This window comes from Kitasatospora sp. NPDC058115 (assembly GCF_042884635.1).
In the GTDB taxonomy this organism is placed as follows: Bacteria; Actinomycetota; Actinomycetes; order Streptomycetales; family Streptomycetaceae; genus Kitasatospora.
On sequence record NZ_JBHVTL010000010.1, the window covers coordinates 70170 to 96302 of the forward strand.

Below are 26133 nucleotides of genomic sequence, written 5' to 3' on the forward strand. Positions count from 1 at the left end.
GGCGGCCCGGCGGGCCCTCAGATCTGCCCGAACAGGGCCGCGAAGGCTGCCTCCAGGCCACTCACCGCCGCGGCGAGCACCGCGACCGTGCGCAGCGCGTCGGACACCGTGCGGACCCGGCGGCGCAGCGGGCCCTCGCGGGGCTCGTCGAGCGCCGCCTCGTCGAGGATCCCGGCGAGCGCGGCGTCGGCGTCCTCGGCGTCCTCCTCCGGTACGGCGCCCGGCTGTTCGGCCCGCAGCCGGGCGAGCGCGGCGCGCAACGCCCTTGCCTCGGACCGCAGTTGCTCCGGTCCGCCGGGCCCCTGGGGATCGCCGGCCCCGGCGCCGATCGACACGGTCGCGCCCCGGCCGCCGGCCACGTGGCCGTGCACGGTGGAGCCGACCACCTGGACTCCGCCGTCGTTGCGGTGGCCCGCCGGCGGCTGCTGTTCCGTCATGTGCCCTTCCCCTTCGGCAGGTTGATCGTCGCCCCGGCTCCGCCCGCGACCGGGCCGTCCACGGTGGAGTTGACCACCTGGACGCCGCCGTTGTTGATGTTGGTGATGCTCTGGCTCTGCTCCTCGAAGGCCGCGTTGTCGTAGCCGCGCGCCCGCAACTCGCCGCCGACGGCGCTGAACACCCGCTGGGTGACGGTGTTGAGGAAGCGCTGGACGTCGTGTTCCTGGAAGAGGTTTTCGTACACCCCGGCGGACCCGAGCTCGCGCGCACTGGTCCGGGGCGCGTAGTCGACCGCGCGGCCGGCCCGGATGCTCGCGGCGTAGTGCTGGCGGTGCCTGGCCCCCCGGCTGTTCGAGGCCTGCACCTCCCACAGCTGGCGGACGGCGGCGCCGACGTCGCGGCTGAGCCGACGGGCGGCCCAGCCGAGCGCGTTCACCGCGTGGCCGAGGTCGGAGCGCTCCCCGAGCAGGTCGACCACGTGGTAGTGGTGCGCGACCGGGCCGAGCACGTGCGGCAGCCACTCCAGGTAGAGCAGTCCGCCCCGGGTGCTGGCGCGGACCAGCACGGTGACGATCACCTCCTCCTGCCAGGAGCCGACCCTGACCGCCAGGTAGTGACGCAGCCGCTCGTGCCCGGTGCGGCTCAGCAGGTCGGCCCAGGCGGGTTCGAGCCGGAAGCCGCCGCCCGCCCGGACGGACATCGCGCCGAGCCAGTCCGCCGGGCGGTCGTCGCGCAGACCGGGCCGGTACACCCGGTCGGTGACGGACAGTCCGCGCAGCGGGTCCTCCGGATAGCGCGGGTCCTCCGCCAGTGCGCGGACCTGCTGGGCGATGGCCCGGTAGAGCACGGCCGCGTCGATCGGGTCGGGTGCCCGCCCCTCGGCCTCGCGTTCGGCGGAGGGCCGCAGTTCGAAGGTCATCCGCCAGGCGCGCCCGGACACGCCGAGGCCGACCAGCGGCGCCTGGCGGCTGTAGAGCAGTTCGGGTCCGCCCTGCTGCTCGCGCAGCCGCTCGTAGAGCCGGGCGGCGACGTCGCCCTGCGGTTCCACCGGGGGCACGGGGGCCGGACCGAGGCCGCCGAGGGCGACCAGCCGGCGGCGGATCCCGTACCGCAGGGCGGCCGCGATCAGGCAGAGCAGCAGCAGTTCGGCGAACACGGGCCCGAGGAAGCCGCCCCAATCCGCGTCGTACGCGGGCAGCTCGTGCGCGACGACGCCGGCGAGCACGACCGCCAGCAGGCATCCGAGAACGAGGCCCTCCGTGCGGGCGACGCGATTGCGGGGACGCGGGGCGGGGAACTCCGTCTCCTCGGCCTCCAGGCCGAGCCGGTGGTCCATCCGGTCCGCGCCGGCGCCGAGGAACAGGACCGGCAGCAGGGCCACCAGCACCGCGACGGAACCGGCCGCGACCCCGAACAGCGGGAAGCCGAAGACGAGGACGATCAGGAGGACGGCGCCGGTCCAGGCCTCCCAGCGGCGGGCGGTGAGGGCCTCGTGCAGCACCCGGACCACGTCGGTGCCGGGCGAGGGCGCGGGGATGCGGACGGAGTGCTCGACGAGTTCCTTGATCAGCGCCCCGCGGAAGTTCCGGTCCAGCCAGGCGGCGGCACACAGGTAGCGGGTGGCGTCACCGGGGACGAGGCCGACCTGCCGGCGCAGGTTCTCGGGCGTGGCCGGCAGCGCGGCCCTGCCCGGCCGGGCAGGCGGCGGCGGAGCCGCAGCGGGCGGACCGGGAGCCGGCGGACCGGGCGCGGGCGGCGGCGGGGCGGCCCACGGCGCGGCGGGCGGTACGGCGCCCGGCGGGGCCGGAGGCGGGGTGGCCGGAGGCGGGGTGGCCGGGGACGGGACGACGGGCGGCGGCCCCGGGTGGACCGGCCCCGGGCGGACCGGCCCGAGCGGGATGGCGCCCCACTGCGGCCCGGCGGACGGCGGCGGCGCGGCCTCCGGCGACGACGGGACGGACTTCTGCGGCGGCGAAGGCTGCGGTTCCTGTGGCGGAGGTGGCGGCTGGGCACCACTGTCCATGACGTCCCCCATCCTCTCGGGTCGCCTTCCGGCGAACGAGCTCGGACAGTAAAGCAGTTGAGGTGTCCACCGGACAGTCTTCCCGACCGCTGCGACACGTAACGGTTCGACTCTGATCCGTGCCCGTGCAAGAAATTGGAGTCCTGGAGTCGCATTCGTTAGCCTTTCGAACGTGAGGCTGACCAAGAGCACCGACATCGCCCTCCGCATCGCCATGCGGCTGGCCGTCCTCGACGAGGAGGCCAACCCGACCACCCGCGAGGTGGCCGAGGCGGTCGGCGTGCCGTACACCCACGCCGCCAAGGTGGTCAGCCGGCTGCAGCACCTCGGCGTGGTGTCGGCGCGGCGCGGTCGCGGTGGGGGCCTGTCCCTCACCACGCCCGGCCGCACCGGATCGCTCGGGCTGCTGCTGCGCGAACTGGAGGGGACGGGCGATGTGGTCGGCTGCGAGGACGAACCACCGTGCCCCCTGCGGTCGGCCTGCCGGCTGCGCGGGATCCTGCGCACCGCGCAGGAGGCGTTCTTCGCCACCCTCGACCCGCTCTCGATCGGCGATCTGGTGACCGCGCCGACCGGACCCGTCCTGCTCGGCCTCACCCCGAGACCGGGCCTCACCCCGGGACCGGGCCTCACCGCGAGGCCCGAACCCGTCGCCGGCCCCACCGGCTGACGCACTCCGGCACACCCCGACGACCCACCGCAGCACCGCAGTTCCCCACCGCACGGCCCCACCGTCGCACCGCTTCCACCTCCCCACGCCGGTCCGCGCATCCGCACGGCCGAAAATACGACTCTCAGATTCCAGTTTGGAGCGCCTCCGATGCTGTCCGCCAAGTCCGCCGAGGTCGTCGAAGCCACCCTGCCCGTCGTGGGCGGTGCGATCGGCGACATCACGCCGCTCTTCTACGACAAGATGTTCGCCGCCCACCCGGAGCTGCTGCGCGACCTGTTCAACCGGGGCAACCAGGCCAACGGCAGCCAGCGCCAGGCGCTCGCCGGCTCGATAGCCGCCTTCGCGACCGCCCTGCTCGCCACCCCGGACAGCCGTCCGGACGCGCTGCTCGCCCGCATCGCCCACAAGCACGTCTCGGTCGGCATCACCGACGACCAGTACAAGATCGTCCACGAGCACCTGTTCGCCGCCATCGTCGAGGTGCTCGGCGAGGCCGTCACCCCCGAGGTCGCGGCCGCCTGGGACGAGGTCTACTGGCTGATGGCCAACGCCCTCATCGCCGTCGAGGGCCGGCTGCGCGACGAGGCCGCCGCCGCCCAGGGCACCGACCCGGACGACCTGTGGCGCCCGTACACCGTGGTGGCCCGCCACCAGGAGACCGACGACGTGACCAGCTACCTGGTCCGCCCGGCCGACGGCAGGCCGCTGCCGCCGGCCAAGCCCGGCCAGTACGTCTCGGTGCGCGCCGAACTCCCGGACGGCGCCCGGCAGATCCGCCAGTACAGCCTCTCCGGCGCCCCGGCCGGCGCGCTCCAGTTCAGCGTGAAGCGCGCCACCGCCGAGATCGCGGGCGGCCCCGAGGGCGAGGTCTCCAACCACCTGCACGCCACCCTGAAGGCCGGCGACGTCCTCGACATCGCCCCGCCGTTCGGCGACGTCGCGCTCGCCGAGGGCGACGGTCCGGTGCTGCTCGCCTCGGCCGGCATCGGCAACACGCCGATGACCGCGATGCTGGCCCACCTCGCCGCCACCGGCTCGGCCCGCCGGGTCGTCACCGTGCACGGCGACCGCGACCAGCTGTCGCACGCGTTCCGTGCCGACCTCGCCCGGCTGACCGCCGAGCTGCCGAACGCCACCACCCACGTCTTCTACGAGCGCCCGCTCGGCGACTGGCCGGCCGACCGCACCGGCCTGGTCGACCTGGCCTCCGTCGAGGTCCCGGCGGGCACCACCGCCTACCTCTGCGGCCCGCTGCCGTTCCTGCGCGCCGTCCGCGGCCAGCTCCTCGCGGCCGGCGTCCCGGCCGCCGACATCCACTACGAGGTGTTCGGCCCGGACCTCTGGCTCGGCCGGGACGCCTGACCCGGCGGCCCCCGGCGGGCCGACGCCGCCGCCCCGGACACCGGTGTCCGGGGCGGCGCGCCCGGCGTGGTGCGCCGCCGTCCGGAGCGGCGGCTCGGTACGATCACCGGCGTGCCGGACCGCTCCGGCACCTCGCACCCCGGGCTCGGGAGGACCCTTGCGCGTCGCGTTGTTCGCCACCTGCGTCAACGACGCGCTGCTGCCGTCCACCGCGATCGCCACCGTCCGGCTGCTGGAACGCCTGGGCGTCGAGGTCGACTTCCCGCCCGCGCAGACCTGCTGCGGCCAGCCGCAGTACAACAGCGGCTACGCGCGGGCCTGCGAACCGCTGGTCCGCCGCACCGTGCAGGCCTTCGCCGGGTACGACCACGTGGTGGCGCCGTCCGGCTCCTGCGTGGCCATGGTGCGCGACGCCCACCCCCGGATCGCCGCCCGGGCCGGCGGCGCACTCGCCTCCGACGTCGCCGCATTGACGCCCCGGGTGCACGAACTGGCCGAGTTCCTCACCGATGTGCTGGGCGTCGAGGACGTCGGCGCGTGGTTCCCGCACACCGTCACCTACCACCCCTCCTGCCACGGCCTGCGGCTGCTCCGCCTCGGCGACCGCCCGCTGCGGCTGCTGCGCGCCGTGCGCGGACTGGAGCTGGTCGACCTGCCCGGCGCGGAGGAGTGCTGCGGCTTCGGGGGCACCTTCGCCGTGAAGAACCCGGCGGTCTCGGCCGCGATGGCCGCCGACAAGACCGCCGACGCCGTGGCCACCGGCGCCGAGGTGCTGTGCGGCGGCGACAACTCCTGTCTGCTGCACCTCGGCGGCACCCTGCGCCGGCAGGGCGCGCCGCTGCGCCCGCTGCACCTCGCCGAGATCCTCGCCAGCACCGAGGCCGAGCCCTGGCGGGCGGCACCGTGAACGGGACCTTCCTCGGCATGCCCGCCTTCCCGCCCGGGGTCTCCCCCGAGGTGCCCTTCCCGCAGGCCGCCGCCGGGGCCGTCCGGGACGAACGGCTGCGCGGAAACCTGCGGCACGCCACCCGCACCATCCGGGAGAAGCGGGCCCGCGCCGTCGCGGAACTCGCCGACTGGGCCCAGCTGCGCGCCGCCGGCAAGGCGGTCAAGGACCGCACTCTGCTGCAACTCGACCGCTACCTGTTGCAGTTGGAGGAGAAGGTGACCGCCGCGGGCGGCACCGTGCACTGGGCCGCCGACGCCGCCGAGGCCAACCGGATCGTCACCGGCCTGGTCCGCGCCACCGGCGAGAACGAGGTGGTCAAGGTCAAGTCCATGGCCACCCAGGAGATCGGGCTCAACGAGGCGCTGGCCGAGGCCGGCATCCGCGCCTACGAGACCGATCTCGCCGAGCTGATCGTCCAGTTGGGCGACGACCGGCCCTCCCACCTGCTCGTCCCGGCGATCCACCGCAACCGCGGCGAGATCCGGGAGATCTTCGCCCGGCGGATGGCCGACTGGGGCCGCCCGGCCCCCGAGGGGCTCACCGACGCGCCCGGCGAACTCGCCGAGGCGGCCCGGCTGCACCTGCGGGAGAAGTTCCTGCGGGCCCGGGTCGCGGTCTCCGGCGCCAACTTCATGATCGCCGAGACCGGCACCCTGGTGGTCGTGGAATCGGAGGGCAACGGACGGATGTGCCTGACCCTCCCGCGCACCCTGATCTCGGTGGTCGGCATCGAGAAGGTGCTGCCCACCTGGCAGGACCTGGAGATCTTCCTGCAACTGCTGCCCCGCTCCTCCACCGCCGAACGGATGAACCCCTACACCTCGCTCTGGACCGGCACCCACGCCGACGGCCCGCACGGCGACGGACCCGAGGAGTTCCACCTGGTGCTGCTCGACAACGGCCGCACCGACGCGCTCGCCGACCAGGTCGGCCGCCAGACGCTGCGCTGCATCCGCTGCTCGGCCTGCCTCAACGTCTGCCCGGTCTACGAGCGGGCCGGCGGACACGCCTACGGCTCGGTCTACCCCGGGCCGATCGGCGCCGTCCTCACCCCCCAACTGCGCGGCACCACCACCCCCTTGGACGCCTCGCTGCCGTTCGCCTCCTCGCTCTGCGGGGCCTGCTACGAGGTCTGTCCGGTGGCCATCGACATCCCCGAGGTGCTGGTCCACCTGCGCGAGCGGGTCGCCGGGCAGCGCGGCCACCGGCTGGAACGCGCCGCGATGGCCGCCGCCGGCTACGTCCTCGACCGCCCCGCCCTGCTGCGGGCCGCCGAACGGGCCGCCGCCCGCACCCGGCGGCTCCACCCGCGCCGCCTGCCCGGCCCCGGCCGGGCCTGGACCGACACCCGGGAGGTGCCGGCCGTCCCCGCCGAACCGTTCCGCGACTGGTGGCGGAGGAACCGCCCGTGAGCGGCCGCCCGACACCCTCCACCGGCTCGCGCGACCTGGTGCTCGCCCGGATCCGCGCCGCGCTGCGCACCCGCGCGCCGCAGGAGGAGCCCGTGCCGCGCGACTACCTGCGCAGCCACGTGCCCGCCGACGACCCCGGCACGCTGCTCGACCTGCTGGAGCACCACCTCGCCGACTACCGCGCCCTGGTCCACCGCTGCACCGCCGACCGGCTGCCGCTGCTGCTCGCCGCCCTGTTCGAGGCCCGCGGCGCCCGGACCGTGGCCGTCCCGCCCGGACTGCCGCCGGAGTGGCTCGCCGTCACCCGGGCCCGCGCGCTCCCGGACGACGGGCCCGAGGGCCCGCTCACCGCCGCCCGCCTGGACACCGTCGACAGCGTGCTCACCGGCTGCGCCCTCGCGATCGCCGAGACCGGCACCCTGGTCCTGGACGCCGGTCCGGCCCAGGGCCGCCGGCTGCTGACGCTCGTCCCCGACCACCACGTCTGCGTGGTCCGCGCGCCCGAGCAGGTGGTCGCCTCGGTCCCGCTCGCCCTCCCGCGCCTCGACCCGGGCCGCCCGCAGACCTGGATCTCCGGCCCCTCGGCGACCAGCGACATCGAACTCGACCGCGTCGAGGGCGTGCACGGCCCCCGCACCCTGGAGGTCGTCCTGGTGACGGACGGCGGCTGAGCTCCGGCACCCCGTGCGGCGCCCGTGCGGCCGGACGGTCCGGCGCGGGGCAGCCCTGCGCGTCAGGCCGGGCGGAGCTCCAGGGTGCAGCACTTGGGACCGCCGCCGCCCTTGAAGAGCTCGGAGAGGTCGACCGGCACCGGCTCGTAGCCGGCGTCGGCCAGTCGCGCGGCCAGGGACTTCGCCGCCTCCGGGAGCAGCACCCGGCGCCCGTCGGAGACCGCGTTCAGGCCGAACGCCTCGGCGTCCTCCCGCTCGGCGAGGATGGCGTCCGGGTAGAGGCTGCGCAGCAGCGCCTGGCTGTCCGGGGTGAAGGCCTGCGGGTAGTACATGACGTGGTCGTCCGCGAGCACCGCCAGCGCGGTGTCCAGGTGGTAGAAGCGCGGGTCCACCAGTTCGAGCCCGAGCACCGGCAGGCCGAACACGGCCCGGGCCTCGGTGTGGGCGGCCGGGTCGGTGCGGAAGCCCGAGCCGGCCAGCACCCGGCGGCCGACCAGCAGGTGATCGCCCTCGCCCTCGTTGACGTGCTCGGCGCGCCGCACCTCGCGGTAGCCGCCGGCCCGGAACCAGGCGTGGTGGGCGTCGGACTCGGCGGCCCGCTCGGCGTACCGGAAGGTCGCCACCAGCACCCGGCCGTCGAGCACGGTCGCGCCGTTGGCCGTGTACACCATGTCCGGCAGGCCGGGCACCGGCTCGATCAGCTCGACGGTGTGGCCGAGCTCCTCGTACAGCGCGCGCAGCCGCTCCCACTGGCGGACGGCGAGCGTGGTGTCGGTCGGCTTCGAGGGGTCCATCCACGGGTTGATCGCGTACTCGACGGTGAAGTACGTCGGACGGCACATGAGGTAGCGCCGCGGCCTCGCGGTGCGCTCCGGGAATCGGTGGGACATGCGGCGACCTCCGCCATCGGGAAGGGACTTCGGGACGGGGCTTCGGAGCGGGCGCGGGCGGCGGCCGTTCCCGGCGTCCCCGGCCCAGAGGGCGGCTGCCCCGGCAGGACCGTTCGCACACCCCTGCCGGACGGCCGGACGGCGCAGTCACCCGGCGCACGGGGGCGCGGAACCGCACGTGGCCGATCTCACGTACCGCAACCGGGCACCTACGGTGGCGTAGGTCACTTCAGACAGTGAACTATCTCTGTCATGCCGAACCTCCAGGAGACTCTTGACCTCGATTCCTACGTCGCCCTCGGCGACAGCTTCACCGAGGGGCTGAACGACCCCGCGGCCGACGGCGCCTTCACCGGCTGGGCCGACCGGCTGGCGGTGCTGCTCGCCGCGGGCCGGCCGCCGGGCGGCTTCCGGTACGCGAACCTCGCGGTGCGCGGCCGGCTGCTGGACCAGATCGTGGCCGAGCAGGTGCCGCAGGTCCGCCGCATCCAGCCGGACCTGGTCACCTTCTGCGCCGGCGGCAACGACATCCTGCGCCCCGGCAGCGACCCGGACGAGGTCGCCGAGCGCTTCGAGGCGGCCGTCACCCAACTCGCCGACTCGGCGGGCACGGTGCTGATCTGCACCGGCTTCGACACCCGCGGCGTGCCGCTGCTCAAGCACCTGCGCGGCAAGATCGCCACCTACAACGGCCACATGCGGGCCGTCGCCGACCGGCACGGCTGCCAGGTGGCCGACCTGTGGTCGCTGCGGGCGGTCCAGGACCGCCGCGCCTGGAGCGAGGACCGGCTGCACCTCTCCCCCGAGGGCCATCAGCGGGTCGCCCTGCTGGCCGCCCGCGCGCTGGGCCTGCGCACCGAGCAGGACCCGGAGGCGCCGTGGCCGGCCGTCCCGGTGCTCTCCCCCGCCGAGCAGCGCCGGGAGAACCTCCAGTGGGCCCGCGAGTACCTGCTGCCGTGGGTCGGCCGCCGGCTGCGCGGCGAGTCCTCCGGCGACCACGTCGAGGCCAAGCGGCCCGAGCTGATGCCGCTCTGACGTTTCGTCAGGTCGTCAGGCGCCGCCGGGCCGCCGACGCACCCAGGTGCGCCAGGGCGGCCGAGGCGGCGCCGGCCAGGTACCAGAGCAGGTCCGGCGGGTTGAAGGTGGAGCCGAGCACCAGCCGGGCGAGCGCGCTGTGCCGGGCGAGGTCGTCGGGGACGCCGGTGAGCTGGAACAGCTCGACCGCCCAGCTCAGCCCGGCGGCCCGGGCGGCCGCCGCCCACGGCCGCAGGCGCGGCGCCACCAGCAGCACGAGCGCGTACAGCAGCACCGTGTAGAGCGCGTCGCCCGCGTACTTGGCGGCGTCACCGCCGGCCACCGCGCGCACCCCGAGCCCCGCCGCCACCGTCAGCCCGGCGGCCACCGCGACCGGGCCCCGGACCGCCCACCACCCCCGAAGATCCTTCACCGTCGCATCGTAGGGCGTGTCCCGTGGACCGGGCCGGGGCGTGCCGGGCCGTACCGTGCCGGGGCACGGCGCCCCGGCCCGCCGGCCGCGAGACGCCCCCGCCGCACGACCCCCGCCGCACCCCCGACCGGCCCGATCCGCAGGACGCGCCCCACCCCCGGAACCGTTGCCGGCCCTCCGGCGTCCCTCCCTGCCGAAAGGCCGCGCGGGCGGCCCGGTAGCCTGCTGGCCGGCCCGTACGCGGCCGGGTCCGCGCCGGTCGCGGGCGGGAACGACTCAGAACAGGGCGGGGCGCAGTGACGCAGCTGACCGAGATGGTGATCGGATCCGGGATACCGGCGGACGCGGCGGGGGCCGGGCGCGGGCCCGGGCGGCGGTTCACGGTCGAGGGCTTCGCGCCGGGCCAGGACGGCGGTGCCCGGGCGCGCGGCAAGGCCCTGCGCGCCCGCAGCCCGCGCGAGGGGCACGCCGAGTTCGCCCCGGCCACCGACCGCCCGACCGCCGTCGAGGCGATCGAGGCCTCCAACGCGGGCCGGCTCGCCGAGCTGGTGCCGATCCGGCTCGGCCGGATGGCCGCCACCCCGTTCGCCTTCCTGCGCGGCTCGGCCGGTCTGATGGCCGCCGACCTCGCTGCCACCCCGACCAGCGGCACCGTGGCCCAGCTGTGCGGCGACGCGCACGCGGCCAACTTCGGCCTGTACGGCGACGCCCGCGGGCGGCTGGTGATGGACATCAACGACTTCGACGAGACCGTGCCCGGCCCGTGGGAGTGGGACCTCAAGCGTCTCGCCGCGAGCCTGGTGCTGGCCGGCCGGGAGGTCGGCGCGGACGAGGACACCGCCCGTCGGGCCGCCTTCGACGCGGCCGGGGCCTACCGCCGCACCATGCGCGCGCTGGCCAAGCTGTCGGCGCTGGACGCCTGGAACGCCGTCGCGGACGAGCAGCTGGTCTCCTTCGCCCAGGCGCACGACCTCGCCGGGGTGCTGGAGAAGGTGGCCGCCAAGGCGCTCGGCAACACCAGCGCGCGCTTCGCCGCCAAGTCCACCGTCCGCACCGAGGAGGGCGGTTGGCGGTTCACCGCGGCGCCCCCGGTGCTCAGCGAGGTGCCGGACGACACCGCCGCGGCGGTGGCCGCCGCGCTCGGCCCGTACGTGCGCACGGTTCCGGCGGAGCTGCACCCGCTGCTCTCCCGCCACCGGGTGCAGGACGTGGCGTTCCGGGTGGTGGGCACCGGCAGCGTCGGCACCCGCTCCTACGTCGTGCTGCTGACCGACCACCGGGAGCAGCCGCTGGTGCTCCAGGTGAAGGAGGCCCGCCCGTCGGTGCTGCTGCCGTACCTGGCCCGGGCCGGCTACCCGGTGACCGCGCCGGACAGCCACGAGGGCCGCCGGGTGGTGCTCGGCCAGAAGCGGATGCAGGTGGTCAGCGACACCCTGCTCGGCTGGACGACGGTGGACGGACTCCCCTACCAGGTGCGGCAGTTCCGCAACCGCAAGGGCAGCGTGGACCCGGCGGCGCTGCTGCCCGCGCAGCTCGACGACTACGCCCGGATCACCGGTGCGCTGCTCGCCCGCGCCCACGCGCACACCGCCGACCCGGGGGTGATCACCGGCTACTGCGGCAAGAACGAGGCGCTGGACGAGGCGCTGGCGTCGTTCGCGGTGGCCTACGCGGACCGCACCGAGGCCGACCACGCCGATCTGGTGGCGGCCATCCGCTCGGGCCGGCTCCCGGCCGAGCACGGCGTCTGATCAAGCCGCCCGGTCGTCACGGCCGGCCGGGTCCAGGAACGGCGCCACCGCCGCGACGAACTCGGCCGGCCGGTCCAGGTGCACCAGGTGCCCGGCCTCGATGGTCACCAGCCGGCAGTCCGCGATCAGCCCGGCCAGCTCGGCCGGTCCGGCCTGCGGGACGTGGCCGGCCGCGCCGCCGGCCACCAGCAGGGTGGGCGCGGTGATCGCGGCCATCCGCTCCAGCCAGCGCGGGTCGGGCCGGTCGATCTGCCCCTTGACCGCCCGGACCGCCGCCCAGTCGAAGTCCACCGGCCCGTCGGGGGCGTCGGCCACCGGGCTCGCCGGGCGCGGGCGCGGGGCGGGGACGTCCTCCAGCACCAGCCGCCCGATCCGCCCGGGCTGCTCCTGGGCGACCAGGTAGGCGACGGCGCCGCCCATGGAGTGGCCGACCAGGTCGGCCCGGGGCAGCCCGAGCGCGTCCAGGAAGGCGAGCACGTCGTCGCGCATCGCCTCCAGGGCGTAGTGGCCGGGGCGGTCGCTGTCGCCGTGGCCGCGCAGATCGAGAGCCAGCACGCGGTGCCGTGGGGCGAGCGCGGGGAGCACCGGCTCCCAGTCGACGGCCCGCTCGCCGAGCGCGTGCAGCAGGACCAGCGGCGGGCCGTCGGCCGGGCCGCTCTCCCGGTAGGCGAGGGTGAGGCCCGGCAGTTCCACCGTCCGATGTTCGGTCATGCCGACCACGGTAGGCCGGGCACCGCGTCCACGGACCCGGCGTTCGCCCACCGCTCAACCGGACGCCGGGGTCCCCTCCCGGACCGGGCCGGGCGCCGGCGCGCCCGGTGCCCCGGCCGCCGCAGCCGCCGCGGCCACCTCCGCGCGCGCCGTCGCCCGGCCCGCCAGCACCGAGGCCAGCACCGCGAGCGCGGCCAGGGCCGCGCAGACGCCGCTCGCCCAGGCGTAGGCCTCCCGGTGCCCGCCGCCCCCGCCGGTCGCCCGCAGATAGACGCCGGAGAGCGCCGAGACGCCGACCGCCGCCGCGATCCGCTGCGCCATCTGCAGGATCGCCCCGCTCACCCCGGCCGCCTCGGCCGGCGCGTGGCGCAGGACGAAGGCCTGGTTGGGCGCCCCCATCAGCCCGATCGAGGCGCCGCCCAGCAGTTGCAGCAGCGCGAGCAGCCAGGGCAGCGCGGCGGCCGGTGCCCGCAGCGCGAGCAGGCCGCCGGCCAGCATCACCAGCGCCGAACCGGTCATGCCCGCCGTGACGGTCCGCCGGCCGAAGCGCTGCACCACCCGCCAGGAGAACGCCGAGGCGAAGCCCATCGCGACCGCCGAGGGCAGCGCCACCAGCGCCGCGCCGAGCGGCGACAGGCCGAGCCCGTCCTGCAGGAACATGGTCAGCACCAGTCCGGCGGCCAGCGAGGAGCCGAACTGGGCCATCGCCACCGCCGTCCCCAGCGCGTACGGCGCCGAGCGGGTCAGCGCCGGGTGGATCAGCGGGTGGCGTCCGGCCCTGGCGTAGCGGCGCTGCCACAGGGCCAGCGTGCCCAGCAGCAGGACCGCGGCGGCGGCGAAGCCGAGCCCGCCCGCCCAGCCGGGCGGCTGGACGAACGGCAGCATCAGCACCAGGGTCAGCGCGGCGACCAGCAGCAGCCCGACCAGGTCGAGGTCGGCGTGCCGGCTGCTGGGGCGCGGGCGCGGCAGGTGGCGGGCCGCCAGCAGCACCGTGGCGAGACCGAAGGGGACGTTGAGCAGGAAGGTCAGCCGCCAGCCGTGCTCCGGCCCGACGGCGGCGAGCACGGCCCCGCCGACCGGCGGTCCGAGGGCGAAGGCGAGGCCGCCGGTGACCGCGTACATCCCGAGCGCCCGGGCCCGCAGCTGGCCCTGGAAGACGTCCTGGAGGGTGCCGATCATCTGGGAGTTCACCAGCCCGGCCCCGGCGCCCTGGAGCAGCCGGGAGGCGACCAGCAGCCACGGCTCGGTGGCGGTCGCGGAGAGCAGGCTGACGACGGTGAACAGGGCGAGGCCGCCGACGAAGAACCACTTGCGGCCCCGGACGTCGCCGAGCCGCCCGCCGGGGATCAGGGCCAGCCCGAAGGCGAGCGAGTAGCCGGCCACGATCCACTGCAGGTGCGCGGGCTGGGCGTGCAGCGACTCGCGCAGCGCCGGGATCGAGGTGTTGAGCACCGACTGGTCGATGAGGGTGGTGAAGCCGCCCGCGACGCAGACCAGCAGCACCCGCCGCCCGGCCGCGTCGAACTTCTCCTTGACGGGGGGCGCCGGTATCGCGCCGGTCGCGCTCACGGCTCGACCACCACCAGCGCGTACCGGGCCCCGTCCGGGCCGGGGCAGCGGAAGCGGGTGGTCCCGGGGACGAACCGCAGGCAGTCGCCGGCCTCCAGCAGTTCCTCGGCGCCGTCGACGGTGAGCGCCAACCGGCCCTCCAGCAGCCACAGGTGGTGCTCCCGGCCGGTGTCGCAGGGCTTGTCGTAGGCGATGTCGCCGCCGGCCGGCAGCCTCCCCTCGATCACCTCGGCACGCAGCGAGCCGTGCGGCGGCGAGACGGAGCGCCGCACGAACCCGGTCGCCTCGTCCCGCCACACCCGCTGGTCCGCGGCCCGCACCAGCCACGCCGGCGCCGCCTCCACCTCGGCGAGCAGCCGCGACATGCTCCGCCCGTACACGGCGCAGAGCCGCCCGAGCAGCGCCGCCGTCGGGCTCACCTCCGCCCGCTCGACCCGCGACAGCGTCGAGCGGCTGACGTCCGCCCGCCGCGCCAGCTCCTCCAGCGTCCACCCGCGCTCGACCCGCAACTCGGCGAGCCGCTCCGCCAGCCGTTCGTCGGCGACCGTGTCCATTCCCATATCCGTGATGCTATCCCGGATACGGGAAGGGCCTTCGGGGCAGCTCCGCCCTCCCGCCGGCGTCGGCCCCGACGGGCGGGACGCGCCATGCCGAGGGTTCCGGCCAGGCGGGCTCGCGATCATATGATGTGCGCGATCACGGGCCCTGGCGGCCCACGCGAAACACCGGGGGAACCACATGTTCGGCATCATCAGACCGTGCCGTCACCGCCTCTCCGAGCGGCTCCAGGCGAGTTGGACGGCGCACCTCTGCGGGCTCTGCCTCGCCCTGCGGGACGACCACGGGCAGTTGGCGCGCACCGCCACCAACTACGACGGGCTGATCGTCTCGGTGCTGGTCGAGGCCCAGGCCACCGCCGACGAGGGCACCGGACGGCGGACCGCCGGGCCGTGCCCGCTGCGCGGCATGCGCACCGCCTCCGTCGCCCGGGGCGAGGGCGCCCGGCTGGCCGCGGCCGTCTCGCTGGCGCTCGCCTCGGTGAAGATCCGCGACCACGTCGAGGACCGGGACGGCGTCTTCGCCCGGCGGTCCGTGGCGGCGGGCGCCCGGGCGGTCACCCGGCGCTGGGACCGCAAGAGCGCCGGCGTCGCCTCGGTGGTCGGCTTCGACACCGCCGTCCTGCTGGACGCGGCCGCCCGGCAGGGCGAGCTGGAGCGCGCGCTGCCCGCCGGCGGGTCGGTGCTGCTGGTCACCGAGCCGACCGAGACCGCCACCGCCGCCGCGTTCGCGCACACCGCCGCGCTGGCCGGCCGGCCCGGGAACGCCGCGCCGCTGGCCGAGGCGGGGCGGCTGTTCGGACGCCTCGCGCACCTGCTGGACGCCGCCGAGGACCAGGAGGCGGACGCCGCGAGCGGCGCCTGGAACCCGCTCACCGCCACCGGCACCGACCGCGCCGAGGCCGAGCGGCTCTGCCGGGACGCCGTGCACGGCATCCGGCTCGCCCTGCGGGACGTCGAACTGGCCGACCGCGCCCTGGTGCACGTCCTGCTCGCGCACGAGACCGAGCGCGCCGTCGAGCGGGTCTTCGGCCGGCCCGGCCACACCGCCTGCCGGGTCGGGGCCGAGCACGACCGCGGCACCCCGCTCGCCGGAAACCCGTACCAGGCGCCGCCGCGGCACGACCCCGGCCAAGCACCGCCGCAGGGCCCCGGTGCGCCGGTGCCGCCCTGGGTCCCGCAGGGTCCCGGCTTCACCCCGCCCGGGGCGCCGCCGCCGAACCGCCGCAACCTGCTGGCCGGTTGCGCGATGTGGGCGCTGCTGGGCTGTACCTGCCAGCTGCTCTGCTGCGAGCACGACCACCCGTTCAGCGGCGAGCGCCGCGAGGGCTTCTGCGCCCGGCACGACTGCTGCGACTGCGGCAACTGCTGCGACGCCTGCCAGTGCTGCGGGGACGGCTCCGACTGCTGCAGCGGCTGCTGCGACTGCGGCGACTGCAGCTGCGGCTGCGACTGCTGAACGACCGCGCACACACCCTGAGGTGGAGCCGGCCCCCGGTCCGACGGCGTTCCGGCGGCCGGGCCGGCTCCCCCTCGCGGCGTAGCGGTGCTCCACCGGCGGAGCGACGTGCCGAGGGCCGCGGCGAACCTAACGTGGCGTCATGTCGAAGAACCGACGGTGGCACTGCGCCGCCCTGACGATCGTGTCCACCACCCTGGTCCTGGCCCTGGCCGGTCCGGCCACCGCCGCGACCGGCGCCACCGGGGAGGGCGCGGCCGGCACCAGCACCAGCACCAGCACCAGCACCACAGCCACGGCCACGGCCGGGCCCCGCGTTCCCGCACCGACCGCGCACCGGCCGGTCGGCACGTCCTCCGCCCGGCTGGTCGACCCGAGCCGGCCCGACCCCTGGCGTCCGGACACCGCGAGCCGCGAGCTGATGGTCACCTTCTGGTACCCGGCGAGCTCGCCCCGCGGCGCCCACGCGCCGTACATATCACCGAAGTTGTCCCGCGCCCTGTACGGCCTGGACGAGCCCGCCACGCTGCGGGCCAACGCCGTGGCCGACGCCCGGCCGGCCCCCGGCCGCCACCCGTTGATCCTGCTCTCCCCCGGCTTCGGCATGAGCCGCACCACGCTCACCGCCCTCGGCGAGGAGTTCGCCGCCCGGGGCTACGCGGTGGCCGCCGTCGACTCCACCTACGAGACCTCGGTGGAGTTCCCCGGCGGCCGCATCGAGTCCTGCCTGGCCTGCGGGCTGGAGGGGACGGACCCGGAGTTCGGCGCGAAGTCCTCCCGCGCCCGGGCCGCCGACCTGCGCTTCGTGCTCGACCGGCTGACCGCCCCCGGCCGCGGCGGCCCGGTCCGCGGGCTGAGCGTGGACCCCTCGCGGATCGGCGCCGCCGGACACTCGCTCGGCGGGGCGGCCGCCCTGGAGGCGATGCGCGAGGACCCGCGGATCAAGGCCGCCGCCGACCTGGACGGCAGCATCTGGATCCCGGCCGGTGACGACACCGGGCGCCCGGCCCTGCTGTTCAGCGCCGGGGTCGGCGCCTCACCGGAGGCCACCCAGAACTGGGAGGACAACTGGAAGCGGTTCACCGGCCCCCGCTACTGGGTGGACCTGCCCACCGCCGGGCACCTGTCGTTCTCCGACGAGCAGTGGATCATCGACGACCTCGGCCTGCGTGACCAACTGCCGCCGGACACCTACCGGGAGAGCTTCGGCACCATCGCCGGGAACCGCGCACTGGCCGCCACCCGCGCCTACCTGGGCGCGTTCTTCGACCGGCACCTGCTCGGCCGCCCGGCCCCGCTGCTCGACCGGCCGTCGCGCGCCTTCCCCGAGGTGCGCTTCGCCAAGTAGCCCGCCGGCCGCGGCACTCCGGCCGGAGTCGCCCGTCCGCGCGCCGCGCTGCCACAGCGGCAGCACCGCGACGCGCGCGGCCGGGCGGCGCTCATCCCTCACGGCCCGGCACCGTCGCGGTGCGGCGGTCGGCCGCCAGCGAGTCCTCCAGCCGGGCCAGCAGCACCCGGAAGCGGTCCGTGTCCTCGGCCGTCATCCGGCCGCCCTCGGCCGGGGCCCGCACGCCCCGGTCCCCCGTCGTTCCCTCGTTCATGCCCCGACGGTAGGACGTGACGATCAACGCCGGATAAACGGAACGCCGTTCACCCGCTACGCGCGCCCGAGCACCCGGTCGACGGTGATCTCGATGACCACCCGGTCCGGGTTCACCCGGGGCTCGCGGTAGCGCTCGGTGTAGCGCCGCTCCGCGTCGGCCACCGCCTCCGGCGCGTCCAGGACCACCGCCACGCCCTCCAGCGTGGACCAGCGCGCCCGGTCCACCTGGCAGACCGCCACCCGCTGCCCGGCCGCACCGGCCGCCAGCACGTTGCGCACCTTGCGGCTGGTGCGGCTGCTGATCACCCGGGCCACCCCGCGTTCCGGCTCGAACGTCACCCCCACCGGCACCACGTGCGGTGACCCGTCCGGCCGCCGGGTGGTCAGGGTGGAGATGTGCCGCTCCCGCCAGAAGGCGAGGAAGGCGTCGTCGAGCGCGCGCGGGTCATGGGCCATGCCCGCGATCGTACGTGCCCGGGCCCGGCGGACGGCCGCCGGGCCCGGGTCGCCTCCCGCGCGGTCAGTGACCGCGGGCGATCCAGTCCGGGAGGGCGGGGGCCTCGGCGCCGATGCTGGTCGGGTCGCCGTGGCCGGTGCGCACCACCGTGTCGGCCGGCAGGGTGAGCAGCCGGTCGCGGATGGAGTCGATGATGGTCGGGAAGTGCGAGAAGGAGCGGCCGGTCGCGCCCGGGCCGCCGTGGAAGAGGGTGTCGCCGGTGAACACCGTGCCGAGGTCCGGGGCGTACAGGCAGACCGCGCCCGGGGCGTGGCCGGGCGTGTGCAGGACGGTCAGCGCGGTGCCGGCGACCTCGATCCGCTGCCCGTCGGCGAGTTCGCCGTCCGGGAGGCGGTCCGGGTGGGTCAGCTTCCACAGCGGCAGGTCGTCCGGGTGGAGCAGCACCGGCGCCCCGGTGCGGGCGGCCAGCTCCGGGGCGGCGTCGATGTGGTCGTTGTGCGCGTGGGTGGAGACGACGGCGAGCAGCCGGCGCCCGGCGAGCGCCGCCTCGATCGCGGCGGCGTCGTGGGCCGCGTCGATCACCACGGCCTCGGTGTCGTCGCCGACGATCCAGACGTTGTTCTCCACCTCCCAGCTGCCGCCGTCGAGGTCGAAGGTCCCGGCGGTGACGAGCCGCTCGACGCGGACGGACCCGGTGCTCACAGGACCACCACCGAACGGAGCACGTCGCCGTGGTGCATGCGCTCGAACGCCTGCTCCACCGCGTCCAGGCCGATCGTCTCGCTGACGAAGGCGCCGAGGTCCAGGCGGTCCTGGAGGTAGAGGTCGATCAGCATCGGGAAGTCCCGGGAGGGCAGGCAGTCGCCGTACCAGGAGGACTTCAGCGCGCCGCCGCGCCCGAACACGTCGAGCAGCGGGAGCTCCAGCTTCATCTCCGGCGTCGGCACGCCGACCAGGACGACGGTGCCGGCCAGGTCGCGGGCGTAGAAGGCCTGCCGGTAGGTCTCCGGGCGGCCGACCGCCTCGACCACGACGTCCGCGCCGTGGCCGCCGGTCAGCTCGCGGATCGCCTCGACGGGGTCGGCGTTCCTGGAGTTGACGGTGTGGGTGGCGCCGAGCTTCTCGGCGGTGGCGAGCTTGCGGTCGTCGATGTCCACCGCGATGATCTTCGACGCGCCGGCCAGCCGCGAGCCCAGCACGGCCGCGCCGCCGACGCCGCCGCAGCCGATCACCGCGACCGTGTCGCCGCGGCCGACGTTGCCGGTGTTGATCGCGGCGCCGATGCCCGCCATCACGCCGCAGCCGAGCAGCCCGGCGACGGCCGGGTCGGCGGCCGGGTCCACCTTGGTGCACTGGCCGGCGGCGACCAGCGTCTTCTCGGCGAACGCGCCGATCCCCAGGGCCGGGGACAGCTCGGTGCCGTCCAGCAGCGTCATCTTCTGCTCGGCGTTGTGGGTGTTGAAGCAGTACTGGGCACGCCCCCGCTTGCAGGCGCGGCACTGGCCGCAGACGGCGCGCCAGTTGAGCACGACGAAGTCGCCCGGCGCGACCTCGGTGACGCCCTCGCCGACCGTCTCCACGATGCCCGCGGCCTCGTGGCCGAGCAGGAACGGGAACTCGTCGTTGATCCCGCCCTCGCGGTAGTGCAGATCGGTGTGGCACACGCCGCAGGCCTGGATCCGCACCACCGCCTCGCCGGGCCCGGGATCGGGCACGACGATCGTCGTCACCTCCACGGGCGCGCCCTTGGCGCGTGCGATCACTGCCTTGACCTGCTGGGCCATCCGTTCCACCTCCGTCGGCCGGTGCCGCTCTGCACCGGCGTGACCTGCGTCGACGCGGTCGGTCGACACGAGTCGGGTGACTCGCCCACGAAGCGTAGCGCCCGCCCGGGGCGGGGGCCGGGGAGCGTCCCGGGTGATCCGGCTCACCGGAGCCGCCGGCCCCCGGGGCGCACCGCGGGGGCGCACGGACCTCGGCGAGCGCCCCCGGCTGCCGCCGTGCCCTCACCGTGCCCGCGGCCCCCGGGCGTTGGCTGGAATCGTCGCTGACTGCGGCCCGTCCCCCACGTACGGTCGAAACGAAACCCGGCCCACCCGGCACACCCGTCGAACGCCCCGCCCGTCCCCCGCGCACCACCCGGATCCACCCCCCGCAGGCCGCCCCCCGTGCGGCCATCGCCCTGGAGTCTGGAGTACGGATGTCCGCCGAGAACAGTGCCACCGGTGCCGGAACCGGTACCGTCCCGAACCCCGGCACGGCCCTGACCGTGCTGCCGCCGCTGCACTGCCTGCGCCTGCTCGAACCCGGCCCGCCCCGGCTGGCCGCCCTGCCCACCGGCACCCCGGTCTGGCTGGTCAGCCGGCACACCGACGTCCGGCAGGTGCTCACCGACCCGCGCCTGGGCCGCGCCCCGCTCTTCGCGCCGGACGCCCCGCAGGTCACCGTCGTCCCCAACCTGCTGGACGACCCCGCCGCCCTGCTCAACATCGACGGCGTCGAGCACCAGCGGCTGCGCCGCACCGTGCAGCGCGCGTTCACCCCGCGCGCGATCGCCCGCTGGCGCCCCTGGGTGGCCTCGGTCGTCGACGGCCTGATCGACGAGCTGCTCGACCGCGGCTCGCCCGCCGACATCGTCACCGGCTACACCCGGCCGTTGCCGGTCGCCGTGATCAGCCGGCTGATGGGCCTGGACCACCTCGACACCGTGCGGCTCGAACGCTGGAGCGACCACGCGCTGGCCACCACCGCGTTCACGGCACAGGAGGTCCGCACGGCGATGCGCGAGTTCGCCGACTTCGGCGCCGAGCTCGTCGCCGAACGCCGCGCCACCCCCGGCGACGACCTGGTCAGCGGCCTGCTCGCGGCCGCCGACGACACCCCCGGGATCACCGAGGAGCAGATCGTCACGCTCGTCATCGGGCTCGTCGTGGCCGGGCACGAGACCACCATGACGGCGCTCGGCAACGCCCTCGTCTACCTGCTCGGCGACGGCCGGGACGCCTGGCAGCGGCTCGCCTCCGACGAGCAGAGCGCGGCCGCCGCCACCGAGCAGCTGCTGCGCGCCGTCCCGCTGGGCGACGCCGACGTGCTGCCCGGACTGCTGCGGCGGGCGGTCGAGGACATCGAGATCGGCGGGGTGCGGATCCCCGCCGGGAGCGTCGTCGCCGCCGACGTCACCGCCGCCAACGGCGACCCCCGGGTGTTCACCGGGGACCTGCTGACCGAGTTGTTCGCCCCGCTCGCCGGGTCCTCGTACACCTTCGGCGCCGGGCCGCACCACTGCCTGGGCGCCTGGCTGGCCCGGATGGAGCTGGAGCTCGCCCTGCACCGGCTGGCCCGGCGGCTGCCCGCGCTGCGGCTGGCCACGGCCGAGGACGCCATCGACTGGCGGCGCGGCATGCTGACCCGCAGCCCGCAGCACCTGCGGGTCTCCTGGTGAGCGGCGACGGCACGGCCGGCACCGCGCCGGAGGTGATCGTCCAGGTCGACCGCGACCGCTGCATCGGCTCGGGCATGTGCGCCCTGACCGCACCCGGCTCGCTGGCCCTCGGCGCCGACGGGCTGGCCCGTCCGCTGCGCGAACAGCCCACCGGCGCGGGCGGGGAACCGCTCACCCCGGAACTGTCCGACGCCGTGGAGTACTGCCCGGTCGAGGCGCTCGCCCTGTACGGCGCCCGCGACGGCCGCCGGATCGAACCGGGCGGCTGAGCCCGCCGCGCCCGGCCGGTCCGGTGGTTCCGGTGGCCGGCCGGGCTGCGGGGCGGCGGTCAGCCGGTCGGGGCGGCGGCGGCCGCGGTGGCCGGCCGGCGGCCGCAGAACGCGGTCGCCAGCAGCTTCTGCGTGCTGCTCCAGCCGAAGTCGGTCTTCCGGTAGCCGTTGGTGGAGAGCGCCACCACCCGGCGGCCGTCCGGGGTGCCGTAGACGGCACTGTTGTGTCCGCGGCCGGTGGCGCCGTTGTTGCCCCAGACCTCGCCGCAGGGCGTGGTCAACCGCCCGATCCCCAGGCCGTACTGGCCGATGCCGCTCGCCGGGGCGACCGTCAGCATCTCGGTGAGCAGCGGCGCGGGGAGCAGCCGCCCGCCGAGCAGGGCCCGGAGGAAGGTGTCGAGGTCCGCGGTGGTCGAGATGCCGGCGCCCGCCGCGTCCATCTCGCTCGGCTCCATCTCGGTGATGTCCACCGGGCCGCCGGGCAGGTCCAGGTAGGTGTGCGCGTGCGGGCCGCGGATCGCCGTGGCGTGCAGCGGCATCGAGGTCCCGGTCAGCCCGAGCCGGTCGATGATCCGGCGCTCCACCTCCCGGCGCCAGTCGTGGCCGGTGACCCGCTCGACGATCATGCCGGCCAGCACGTAGTTGGTGTTCGCGTAGAAGAAGCCCGTGCCGGGCTCGAAGTGCGGCGGGTGGCTGGTGGCGACCGCGAGGAGCTGCTGCGGCGTCCAGCTCCGCCAGCGTCCCTCACGGAGCCAGGTCGCGTCGTCGCGGATGCCGACGGCCGGGTCGTCGAGGTAGTCGAACAGCCCGCTGGTGTGGTTGAGCAGCTGGCGCACGGTGATGGCGCCGCCGCCCGGGACGGCGCCGGGCAGCAGGCTCTCCACGGTGTCGTCCAGCCCGAACCGTCCCTCGCCGACCAGCTGGAGGACGACCGTCGCCACGAAGGTCTTGGTCACGCTGGCGATCCGGAACCGGCCGTTCGCCGGGGGCTCCGCGCCGGTCGAGAAGTCGCCCACGCCCTCCGTGCCCTTCCACACCGTGCGCCCGTACTCGGTCACCCGGACGAGGGAGCTGGACGCCCCGCCGGTCTCGACCACGCCCTCCAGCGCCTCGTCCAGCGCCCGGGCGTCCACGCCGCCCCGGTGCGGTCCGGTGCCGAGGGCGCCGGCCGTCGGGGCGGTCACGCCCACCAGGCCCGCGCCCGCCAGCGCGAGCGCGACGACCCGCGCACCCGGCGCCCTCCGCGACCCGTCCCGGCGCTCCGCTGCCCTCATGGTTCCTCCCGTGTCCGTACCGAGGCTTCACCACACCTGAAAGGTGCGATGAGCTGACACTTTGTCAGGCGGGCACGAACCGGTCGTCCACCCACGGAGGTACGGCGGGTCCCCCCGGGGGTGGACGTTCCGCCGGCGTTTCGGCCCCTCTCACGTCGGAGGCCGACCCCGTGAACTCCAGGGGCGGCGATACGACTTGGGGATGAGCCGGACCGTACGACGAACCATCCCGGCGGACCTTGACACGCCCCGGCCGCCCGCACGGCCCGGGGTGTGAGGACGAGCCCTCAGCCTCGCGCCGCCTCCAGGGCGCGCCGGACCTCCGCCGCCGGGTCGCCCTCGTGGTACGGGCGCTCGCTGTCCTCGATGTGGTCCAGGAACTCCTGGTACCGCAGCGCGTACCCGAGGTGGAACAGCGGCCGCGCCAGCTCCAGCGCCCGCTCCGGCGCGCAGCCCGGCACCCGCTCGCGCCAGGCGTCCGCCCAGACCCCGGCCAGCTGGGCCCACCGCTCCTCGTCGACGAAGGCGCGGGGCCGCAGGCCGTCCATGGCCGGGTGGCCGAGGCAGGCGTCCGCGAAGTCGATGGCCCTTGGCCCGGCGCCGTCGCCGCTGCGCCAGTTGCCGGGGTGGAAGTCGCCGTGCACCGCGGTCTCCGGCAGCCCGCACGCGGCCAGCTCCCCGACCAGGGCGGGCAGGCGCTGCGCCAGCGCCCGGGCCGCGGACAGTTCCCCGGCCGTCAGCTCCGACCCGGCGGCGAGCCGGTCGAGCAGGGCGGGGACGGCGGCGGCGAGGGTGCGCGGGGTGCGGTCGCGCAGCCCGGCCGCGGCGGCCCGGCCGTCGGCGGCGAGCGCCGCCTGCGCGGCGACCAGCCGCGGCACGACGTCCGCCACCTCCGCCTCCGACGGGCCCCAGCAGTCCTCCCCCGGCACCTCGTCGAGCAGCACCCGCCCCTGCTCCGGGTCGGCCGCCAGCACCACCGGCACCAGGGTCGGGTCCGCCGCGCCGAACAGCGCGATCGCCTCCGCCTCACGGGCGTTGAACGCCGGGTTGCTCACCTTCAGCCAGACCGGACCGGCGGCCGTCGGCAGCCGGAACAGCCCGGACAGGTTCCAGGTGCGGACCTGCTCGGCGCCTCCGGTGACCGGCCGTCCGGCCGCCGCCAGCTCCCGCCTCGCCCAGTCCACCGCCGCCCGCAGCCCCTCCGGCGTGGCCCAGGCGGCCCGCCGCTCGGCCGGCCCCAGCAGCGCCCCCGTCCCGACGTCCGGCGCCCGCACCGCCCGCCCGTCCGGGCGCTCCAGCGCCTCGACGTGGTACACCGTGTGCCCGCCGTGGCCGCCCTCCCCGCCGGTCACCCCGACGAGCCGGACGACCATCACCGGGACCCCGGTCTCCGCCGAGACCCGCTCGGTCACCGCCCGCACCGAGGACCACCACGGCTCCCCGAGCTCGAACGGCCCGACCGTTCCGAGGTACCCGCCGTCGTGCGTGAGGTGGACGCCGACGGTCCGCCCGTTCCCTTGATCCATCCGCGCAGCATCCCCCGGCCGCCCCCTCGCCCGCGACCCGTTTTCCGGCCGCCGGCCCGACCCGCGAGACCCGCCCCCCGGCCCCGCCCGACCACCCCGCCGACCTGCGTGATCTGATGACCCGCATGGATCTGCCCCCCGCCCCCGCCGGAACGTGCCCCTGCGTGATCTGCGCCGCCGACGGCCCGCAGCGCTCCCGCGCGCGCTCGGCGCTCCGCCGGGGCGGGGTGCCCGGCGTCTCCGCGCACTGGCGGCGCGAGGCGGAGGACGTCCTGGCCCACGGCCACCACGTGATCGGCATCCCCGGTGAGGGCGCTCTCCCGGACTGGGCCTTCACCGTGGGCCATTGGCACACCGCGCGCCGCCCCGAGCTGGTCATGGCCGGCCTGGACGCGCACGGCCAGATGCACTGGCTCAACGAGGCCGTGGACCGGTTGCGGGAGGGCGCGTGCGCCGAGCCGGACGGCCTGCTCGACGGCGTGATCGAGGACTACCCGGTGCTGCTCAGGCCCGTCGACCCCAGCTGGCACCGGCCGCTGCTCGGCACGGCCGTCGGCTTCTACCGCCGCGTTCCCGTCCCGGTGCTCCAGCTGGTCTGGCCCGACCGCGACCACCGCTGGCCCTGGGACGAGAACGCCTCCCCCGGCTGCCGGGCGCAGCCGCGGCTCTGGCTGCCGGTCGGGGACCACCCGGAGGGCGTCTGGACGCGGGAGGCGGCGGAGGCCGAGGCCTCCGCCTGACACCACCGGACCCTCGGGCCTACGGGATGGCCACCGCCGCGCCCGAGACCCGTACGCGCGGGGCCGCCGTGCGCAGGTCGACGTGGAGCAGGCCCGGACGGCCGAGGTCCTCGCCCTGGTGGAGGGTGAGCGTGGCCGGGGCCCCGGCGGGGTCGAGGTCGCGCAGGTAGGCGCCGAAGGCGGCGGCGGCCGCTCCGGTGGCCGGGTCCTCGACGACCCCGCCGACCGGGAACGGGTCGCGGACGTGGAAGACGTCGGGGGCGGCGCGCCAGACCAGCTGGACGGTGACCAGGTCACGGGCGGTCATGAAGGCGGCGAGGCCGTCGAAGTCGTAGGCGAGGCGCGCCAGGCGCTCGCGGGTCGCGGCGGCCAGCACCAGGTGCCGGGCGCCGGCGTAGGCGTAGCGGGGCGGCAGCGCGGGGTCGAGGTCCTCGGGGGCCCAGCCGAGCAGGGCGAGCGCCTCGGCGACGTCCGCCGCGTCCGGCTCCGTGACGTGCGGCTCGACGCTGGTGAGGGTGGCGCGCAGGGCGCCGTCCGCGCCCTCGGTCACCTCGACCGGCACCTCGCCCGCCGCCGTGCGGTAGAGGAACCGCCCCGGGCCGACCCGCTCGGCGAGCGCCACGGCGGAGGCGACGGTGGCGTGGCCGCAGAACGGCACCTCCGTCAGCGGGCTGAAGTAGCGCACCGCGTAGCCGCCCGCCGGATCGGGGGTGAGGAAGGCGGTCTCCGAGTACCCGAGCTCGGCGGCGATCGCGAGCATCCGCCCGTCGGAGAGGCCGGCCGCGTCGAGCACCACCCCCGCCGGGTTCCCGCCCCCGGGGTCGGTGGCGAAGGCGGCGTAGCGGAGGATGCCGGGTGCGCCGGAAGCGGCGCCGTCACTGGTCATGACGGCTCGAACGAGCCCGGCCGC

26 protein-coding genes are annotated in these 26133 nt (G+C 76.2%); 12 read left to right on the plus strand and 14 right to left on the minus strand.

Annotated elements, in window-relative coordinates:
• Positions 1–17: 17 nt before the first annotated feature.
• Positions 18–437 carry a hypothetical protein gene (locus ACFVVL_RS13020; protein WP_387674172.1) on the minus strand — a complete coding sequence of 140 codons (420 nt, stop codon included), beginning with the start codon at positions 435–437 and terminating at the stop codon, positions 18–20.
• Complete coding sequence (locus ACFVVL_RS13025; protein ID WP_387674175.1) at positions 434–2461, minus strand: hypothetical protein; 2028 nt, start codon at positions 2459–2461, stop codon at positions 434–436. The genes ACFVVL_RS13020 and ACFVVL_RS13025 overlap by 4 nt, the downstream gene beginning before the upstream one ends.
• A 172-nt stretch (positions 2462–2633) precedes the next feature.
• On the opposite strand from ACFVVL_RS13025, the gene ACFVVL_RS13030 reads away from it, so the two are divergent.
• The 5 genes from ACFVVL_RS13030 to ACFVVL_RS13050 all read left to right on the plus strand — a co-directional run bounded on the left by ACFVVL_RS13030 (position 2634) and on the right by ACFVVL_RS13050 (position 7528).
• Positions 2634–3131 (plus strand): RrF2 family transcriptional regulator, encoded by a 498-nt coding sequence (locus tag ACFVVL_RS13030; RefSeq protein ID WP_387674178.1) that lies wholly within the window; start codon positions 2634–2636, stop codon positions 3129–3131.
• Positions 3132–3281: 150 nt separating this feature from the next.
• Positions 3282–4496, plus strand: coding sequence for a globin domain-containing protein (locus tag ACFVVL_RS13035; protein ID WP_387674181.1), 1215 nt, complete (start codon positions 3282–3284; stop codon positions 4494–4496).
• Between the two features lie 157 nt (positions 4497–4653).
• A complete protein-coding gene (locus ACFVVL_RS13040; RefSeq protein ID WP_380293825.1) occupies positions 4654–5403 on the plus strand; it encodes a (Fe-S)-binding protein in 750 nt (249 codons plus the stop codon).
• Positions 5400–6857: a lactate utilization protein B gene (locus tag ACFVVL_RS13045; RefSeq protein ID WP_387674184.1), complete on the plus strand. Its 1458-nt coding sequence runs from the start codon at positions 5400–5402 to the stop codon at positions 6855–6857. The genes ACFVVL_RS13040 and ACFVVL_RS13045 overlap by 4 nt, the downstream gene beginning before the upstream one ends.
• Positions 6854–7528, plus strand: coding sequence for a lactate utilization protein C (locus ACFVVL_RS13050; protein ID WP_387674187.1), 675 nt, complete (start codon positions 6854–6856; stop codon positions 7526–7528). The genes ACFVVL_RS13045 and ACFVVL_RS13050 overlap by 4 nt, the downstream gene beginning before the upstream one ends.
• 62 nt (positions 7529–7590) lie before the next feature.
• Here ACFVVL_RS13050 and ddaH read toward each other — a convergent pair whose 3' ends face one another.
• Complete coding sequence (ddaH, locus tag ACFVVL_RS13055; protein ID WP_380293819.1) at positions 7591–8418, minus strand: dimethylargininase; 828 nt, start codon at positions 8416–8418, stop codon at positions 7591–7593.
• Between the two features lie 252 nt (positions 8419–8670).
• Between ddaH and ACFVVL_RS13060 the strand changes: the two genes are divergently transcribed.
• The gene (locus ACFVVL_RS13060; protein WP_380293817.1) at positions 8671–9453 is read left to right on the plus strand and encodes an SGNH/GDSL hydrolase family protein; all 783 of its coding nucleotides are present in this window, start codon (positions 8671–8673) and stop codon (positions 9451–9453) included.
• Positions 9454–9460: 7 nt separating this feature from the next.
• Here ACFVVL_RS13060 and ACFVVL_RS13065 read toward each other — a convergent pair whose 3' ends face one another.
• A complete protein-coding gene (locus ACFVVL_RS13065; protein ID WP_387674191.1) occupies positions 9461–9865 on the minus strand; it encodes a DUF2809 domain-containing protein in 405 nt (134 codons plus the stop codon).
• Between the two features lie 314 nt (positions 9866–10179).
• Between ACFVVL_RS13065 and ACFVVL_RS13070 the strand changes: the two genes are divergently transcribed.
• Positions 10180–11616: a DUF2252 domain-containing protein gene (locus tag ACFVVL_RS13070; protein WP_380293831.1), complete on the plus strand. Its 1437-nt coding sequence runs from the start codon at positions 10180–10182 to the stop codon at positions 11614–11616.
• Here the strand turns inward: ACFVVL_RS13070 and ACFVVL_RS13075 are convergent, their stop codons facing one another.
• Genes ACFVVL_RS13075 through ACFVVL_RS13085 form a run of 3 tightly spaced genes read right to left on the minus strand, consistent with a single transcriptional unit; the run spans position 11617 to position 14456 of the window.
• On the minus strand, positions 11617–12327 hold the full coding sequence (locus tag ACFVVL_RS13075) for an alpha/beta fold hydrolase (protein WP_387674194.1): 711 nt from the start codon (positions 12325–12327) through the stop codon (positions 11617–11619). It abuts the gene before it with no gap.
• Between the two features lie 54 nt (positions 12328–12381).
• Positions 12382–13896, minus strand: coding sequence for an MFS transporter (locus ACFVVL_RS13080; RefSeq protein WP_387674197.1), 1515 nt, complete (start codon positions 13894–13896; stop codon positions 12382–12384).
• Complete coding sequence (locus ACFVVL_RS13085) at positions 13893–14456, minus strand: helix-turn-helix domain-containing protein (RefSeq protein ID WP_387674199.1); 564 nt, start codon at positions 14454–14456, stop codon at positions 13893–13895. Before ACFVVL_RS13085 ends, ACFVVL_RS13080 begins: the two co-directional genes overlap by 4 nt.
• A 178-nt stretch (positions 14457–14634) precedes the next feature.
• On the opposite strand from ACFVVL_RS13085, the gene ACFVVL_RS13090 reads away from it, so the two are divergent.
• Both ACFVVL_RS13090 and ACFVVL_RS13095 read left to right on the plus strand, forming a co-directional pair.
• Positions 14635–15912, plus strand: a complete 1278-nt coding sequence (locus ACFVVL_RS13090) for a DUF5685 family protein (protein WP_387674202.1) — start codon at positions 14635–14637, stop codon at positions 15910–15912.
• A 142-nt stretch (positions 15913–16054) separates the two neighbouring features.
• Complete coding sequence (locus ACFVVL_RS13095; RefSeq protein ID WP_387674205.1) at positions 16055–17260, plus strand: alpha/beta hydrolase family protein; 1206 nt, start codon at positions 16055–16057, stop codon at positions 17258–17260.
• A gap of 91 nt (positions 17261–17351) precedes the next feature.
• Here ACFVVL_RS13095 and ACFVVL_RS13100 read toward each other — a convergent pair whose 3' ends face one another.
• The 4 genes from ACFVVL_RS13100 to ACFVVL_RS13115 all read right to left on the minus strand — a co-directional run bounded on the left by ACFVVL_RS13100 (position 17352) and on the right by ACFVVL_RS13115 (position 19756).
• Positions 17352–17513 carry a hypothetical protein gene (locus tag ACFVVL_RS13100; protein ID WP_380293803.1) on the minus strand — a complete coding sequence of 54 codons (162 nt, stop codon included), beginning with the start codon at positions 17511–17513 and terminating at the stop codon, positions 17352–17354.
• Between the two features lie 56 nt (positions 17514–17569).
• The gene (locus ACFVVL_RS13105; protein WP_380293801.1) at positions 17570–17971 is read right to left on the minus strand and encodes a pyridoxamine 5'-phosphate oxidase family protein; all 402 of its coding nucleotides are present in this window, start codon (positions 17969–17971) and stop codon (positions 17570–17572) included.
• A 64-nt stretch (positions 17972–18035) separates the two neighbouring features.
• A complete protein-coding gene (locus tag ACFVVL_RS13110; RefSeq protein ID WP_380293799.1) occupies positions 18036–18674 on the minus strand; it encodes an MBL fold metallo-hydrolase in 639 nt (212 codons plus the stop codon).
• On the minus strand, positions 18671–19756 hold the full coding sequence (locus ACFVVL_RS13115; RefSeq protein WP_387674209.1) for an S-(hydroxymethyl)mycothiol dehydrogenase: 1086 nt from the start codon (positions 19754–19756) through the stop codon (positions 18671–18673). Before ACFVVL_RS13115 ends, ACFVVL_RS13110 begins: the two co-directional genes overlap by 4 nt.
• Positions 19757–20172: 416 nt before the next feature.
• On the opposite strand from ACFVVL_RS13115, the gene ACFVVL_RS13120 reads away from it, so the two are divergent.
• Together ACFVVL_RS13120 and ACFVVL_RS13125 are read left to right on the plus strand one after the other, a co-directional pair.
• Positions 20173–21414, plus strand: coding sequence for a cytochrome P450 (locus ACFVVL_RS13120; protein ID WP_387674212.1), 1242 nt, complete (start codon positions 20173–20175; stop codon positions 21412–21414).
• Positions 21411–21683, plus strand: a complete 273-nt coding sequence (locus ACFVVL_RS13125; RefSeq protein ID WP_380293793.1) for a ferredoxin — start codon at positions 21411–21413, stop codon at positions 21681–21683. The genes ACFVVL_RS13120 and ACFVVL_RS13125 overlap by 4 nt, the downstream gene beginning before the upstream one ends.
• Positions 21684–21742: 59 nt before the next feature.
• Here the strand turns inward: ACFVVL_RS13125 and ACFVVL_RS13130 are convergent, their stop codons facing one another.
• Together ACFVVL_RS13130 and ACFVVL_RS13135 are read right to left on the minus strand one after the other, a co-directional pair.
• Positions 21743–22957, minus strand: coding sequence for a serine hydrolase domain-containing protein (locus ACFVVL_RS13130; protein ID WP_387674216.1), 1215 nt, complete (start codon positions 22955–22957; stop codon positions 21743–21745).
• A 287-nt stretch (positions 22958–23244) separates the two neighbouring features.
• The gene (locus tag ACFVVL_RS13135; protein ID WP_387674219.1) at positions 23245–24483 is read right to left on the minus strand and encodes a phosphotransferase family protein; all 1239 of its coding nucleotides are present in this window, start codon (positions 24481–24483) and stop codon (positions 23245–23247) included.
• Between the two features lie 125 nt (positions 24484–24608).
• Between ACFVVL_RS13135 and ACFVVL_RS13140 the strand changes: the two genes are divergently transcribed.
• Entirely contained in the window at positions 24609–25223 is a 615-nt protein-coding gene (locus tag ACFVVL_RS13140; protein WP_387674222.1) for a DUF4262 domain-containing protein, read from the plus strand.
• A gap of 19 nt (positions 25224–25242) precedes the next feature.
• On the opposite strand, the gene ACFVVL_RS13145 is transcribed toward ACFVVL_RS13140, so the two are convergent.
• Positions 25243–26109: a PhzF family phenazine biosynthesis protein gene (locus tag ACFVVL_RS13145; RefSeq protein ID WP_387674225.1), complete on the minus strand. Its 867-nt coding sequence runs from the start codon at positions 26107–26109 to the stop codon at positions 25243–25245.
• Positions 26110–26133: the final 24 nt, after the last annotated feature.

Bases quoted from the DNA above. Each gene is read 5' to 3' on its own strand.
- ACFVVL_RS13145 (WP_387674225.1), bottom strand. From the start codon at position 26,109: ATGACCAGTGACGGCGCCGCTTCCGGCGCACCCGGCATCCTCCGCTAC.
- ACFVVL_RS13020 (WP_387674172.1), bottom strand. From the start codon at position 437: ATGACGGAACAGCAGCCGCCGGCGGGCCACCGCAACGACGGCGGAGTC.
- ACFVVL_RS13135 (WP_387674219.1), bottom strand. From the start codon at position 24,483: ATGGATCAAGGGAACGGGCGGACCGTCGGCGTCCACCTCACGCACGAC.
- ACFVVL_RS13140 (WP_387674222.1), top strand. From the start codon at position 24,609: ATGGATCTGCCCCCCGCCCCCGCCGGAACGTGCCCCTGCGTGATCTGC.
- ACFVVL_RS13075 (WP_387674194.1), bottom strand. From the start codon at position 12,327: ATGACCGAACATCGGACGGTGGAACTGCCGGGCCTCACCCTCGCCTAC.
- ACFVVL_RS13090 (WP_387674202.1), top strand. From the start codon at position 14,635: ATGTTCGGCATCATCAGACCGTGCCGTCACCGCCTCTCCGAGCGGCTC.
- ACFVVL_RS13100 (WP_380293803.1), bottom strand. From the start codon at position 17,513: ATGAACGAGGGAACGACGGGGGACCGGGGCGTGCGGGCCCCGGCCGAG.
- ACFVVL_RS13025 (WP_387674175.1), bottom strand. From the start codon at position 2,461: ATGGACAGTGGTGCCCAGCCGCCACCTCCGCCACAGGAACCGCAGCCT.
- ACFVVL_RS13070 (WP_380293831.1), top strand. From the start codon at position 10,180: ATGGTGATCGGATCCGGGATACCGGCGGACGCGGCGGGGGCCGGGCGC.
- ACFVVL_RS13060 (WP_380293817.1), top strand. From the start codon at position 8,671: ATGCCGAACCTCCAGGAGACTCTTGACCTCGATTCCTACGTCGCCCTC.
- ddaH (WP_380293819.1), bottom strand. From the start codon at position 8,418: ATGTCCCACCGATTCCCGGAGCGCACCGCGAGGCCGCGGCGCTACCTC.
- ACFVVL_RS13105 (WP_380293801.1), bottom strand. From the start codon at position 17,971: ATGGCCCATGACCCGCGCGCGCTCGACGACGCCTTCCTCGCCTTCTGG.
- ACFVVL_RS13085 (WP_387674199.1), bottom strand. From the start codon at position 14,456: ATGGGAATGGACACGGTCGCCGACGAACGGCTGGCGGAGCGGCTCGCC.
- ACFVVL_RS13120 (WP_387674212.1), top strand. From the start codon at position 20,173: ATGTCCGCCGAGAACAGTGCCACCGGTGCCGGAACCGGTACCGTCCCG.
- ACFVVL_RS13095 (WP_387674205.1), top strand. From the start codon at position 16,055: ATGTCGAAGAACCGACGGTGGCACTGCGCCGCCCTGACGATCGTGTCC.
- ACFVVL_RS13115 (WP_387674209.1), bottom strand. From the start codon at position 19,756: ATGGCCCAGCAGGTCAAGGCAGTGATCGCACGCGCCAAGGGCGCGCCC.
- ACFVVL_RS13130 (WP_387674216.1), bottom strand. From the start codon at position 22,957: ATGAGGGCAGCGGAGCGCCGGGACGGGTCGCGGAGGGCGCCGGGTGCG.
- ACFVVL_RS13035 (WP_387674181.1), top strand. From the start codon at position 3,282: ATGCTGTCCGCCAAGTCCGCCGAGGTCGTCGAAGCCACCCTGCCCGTC.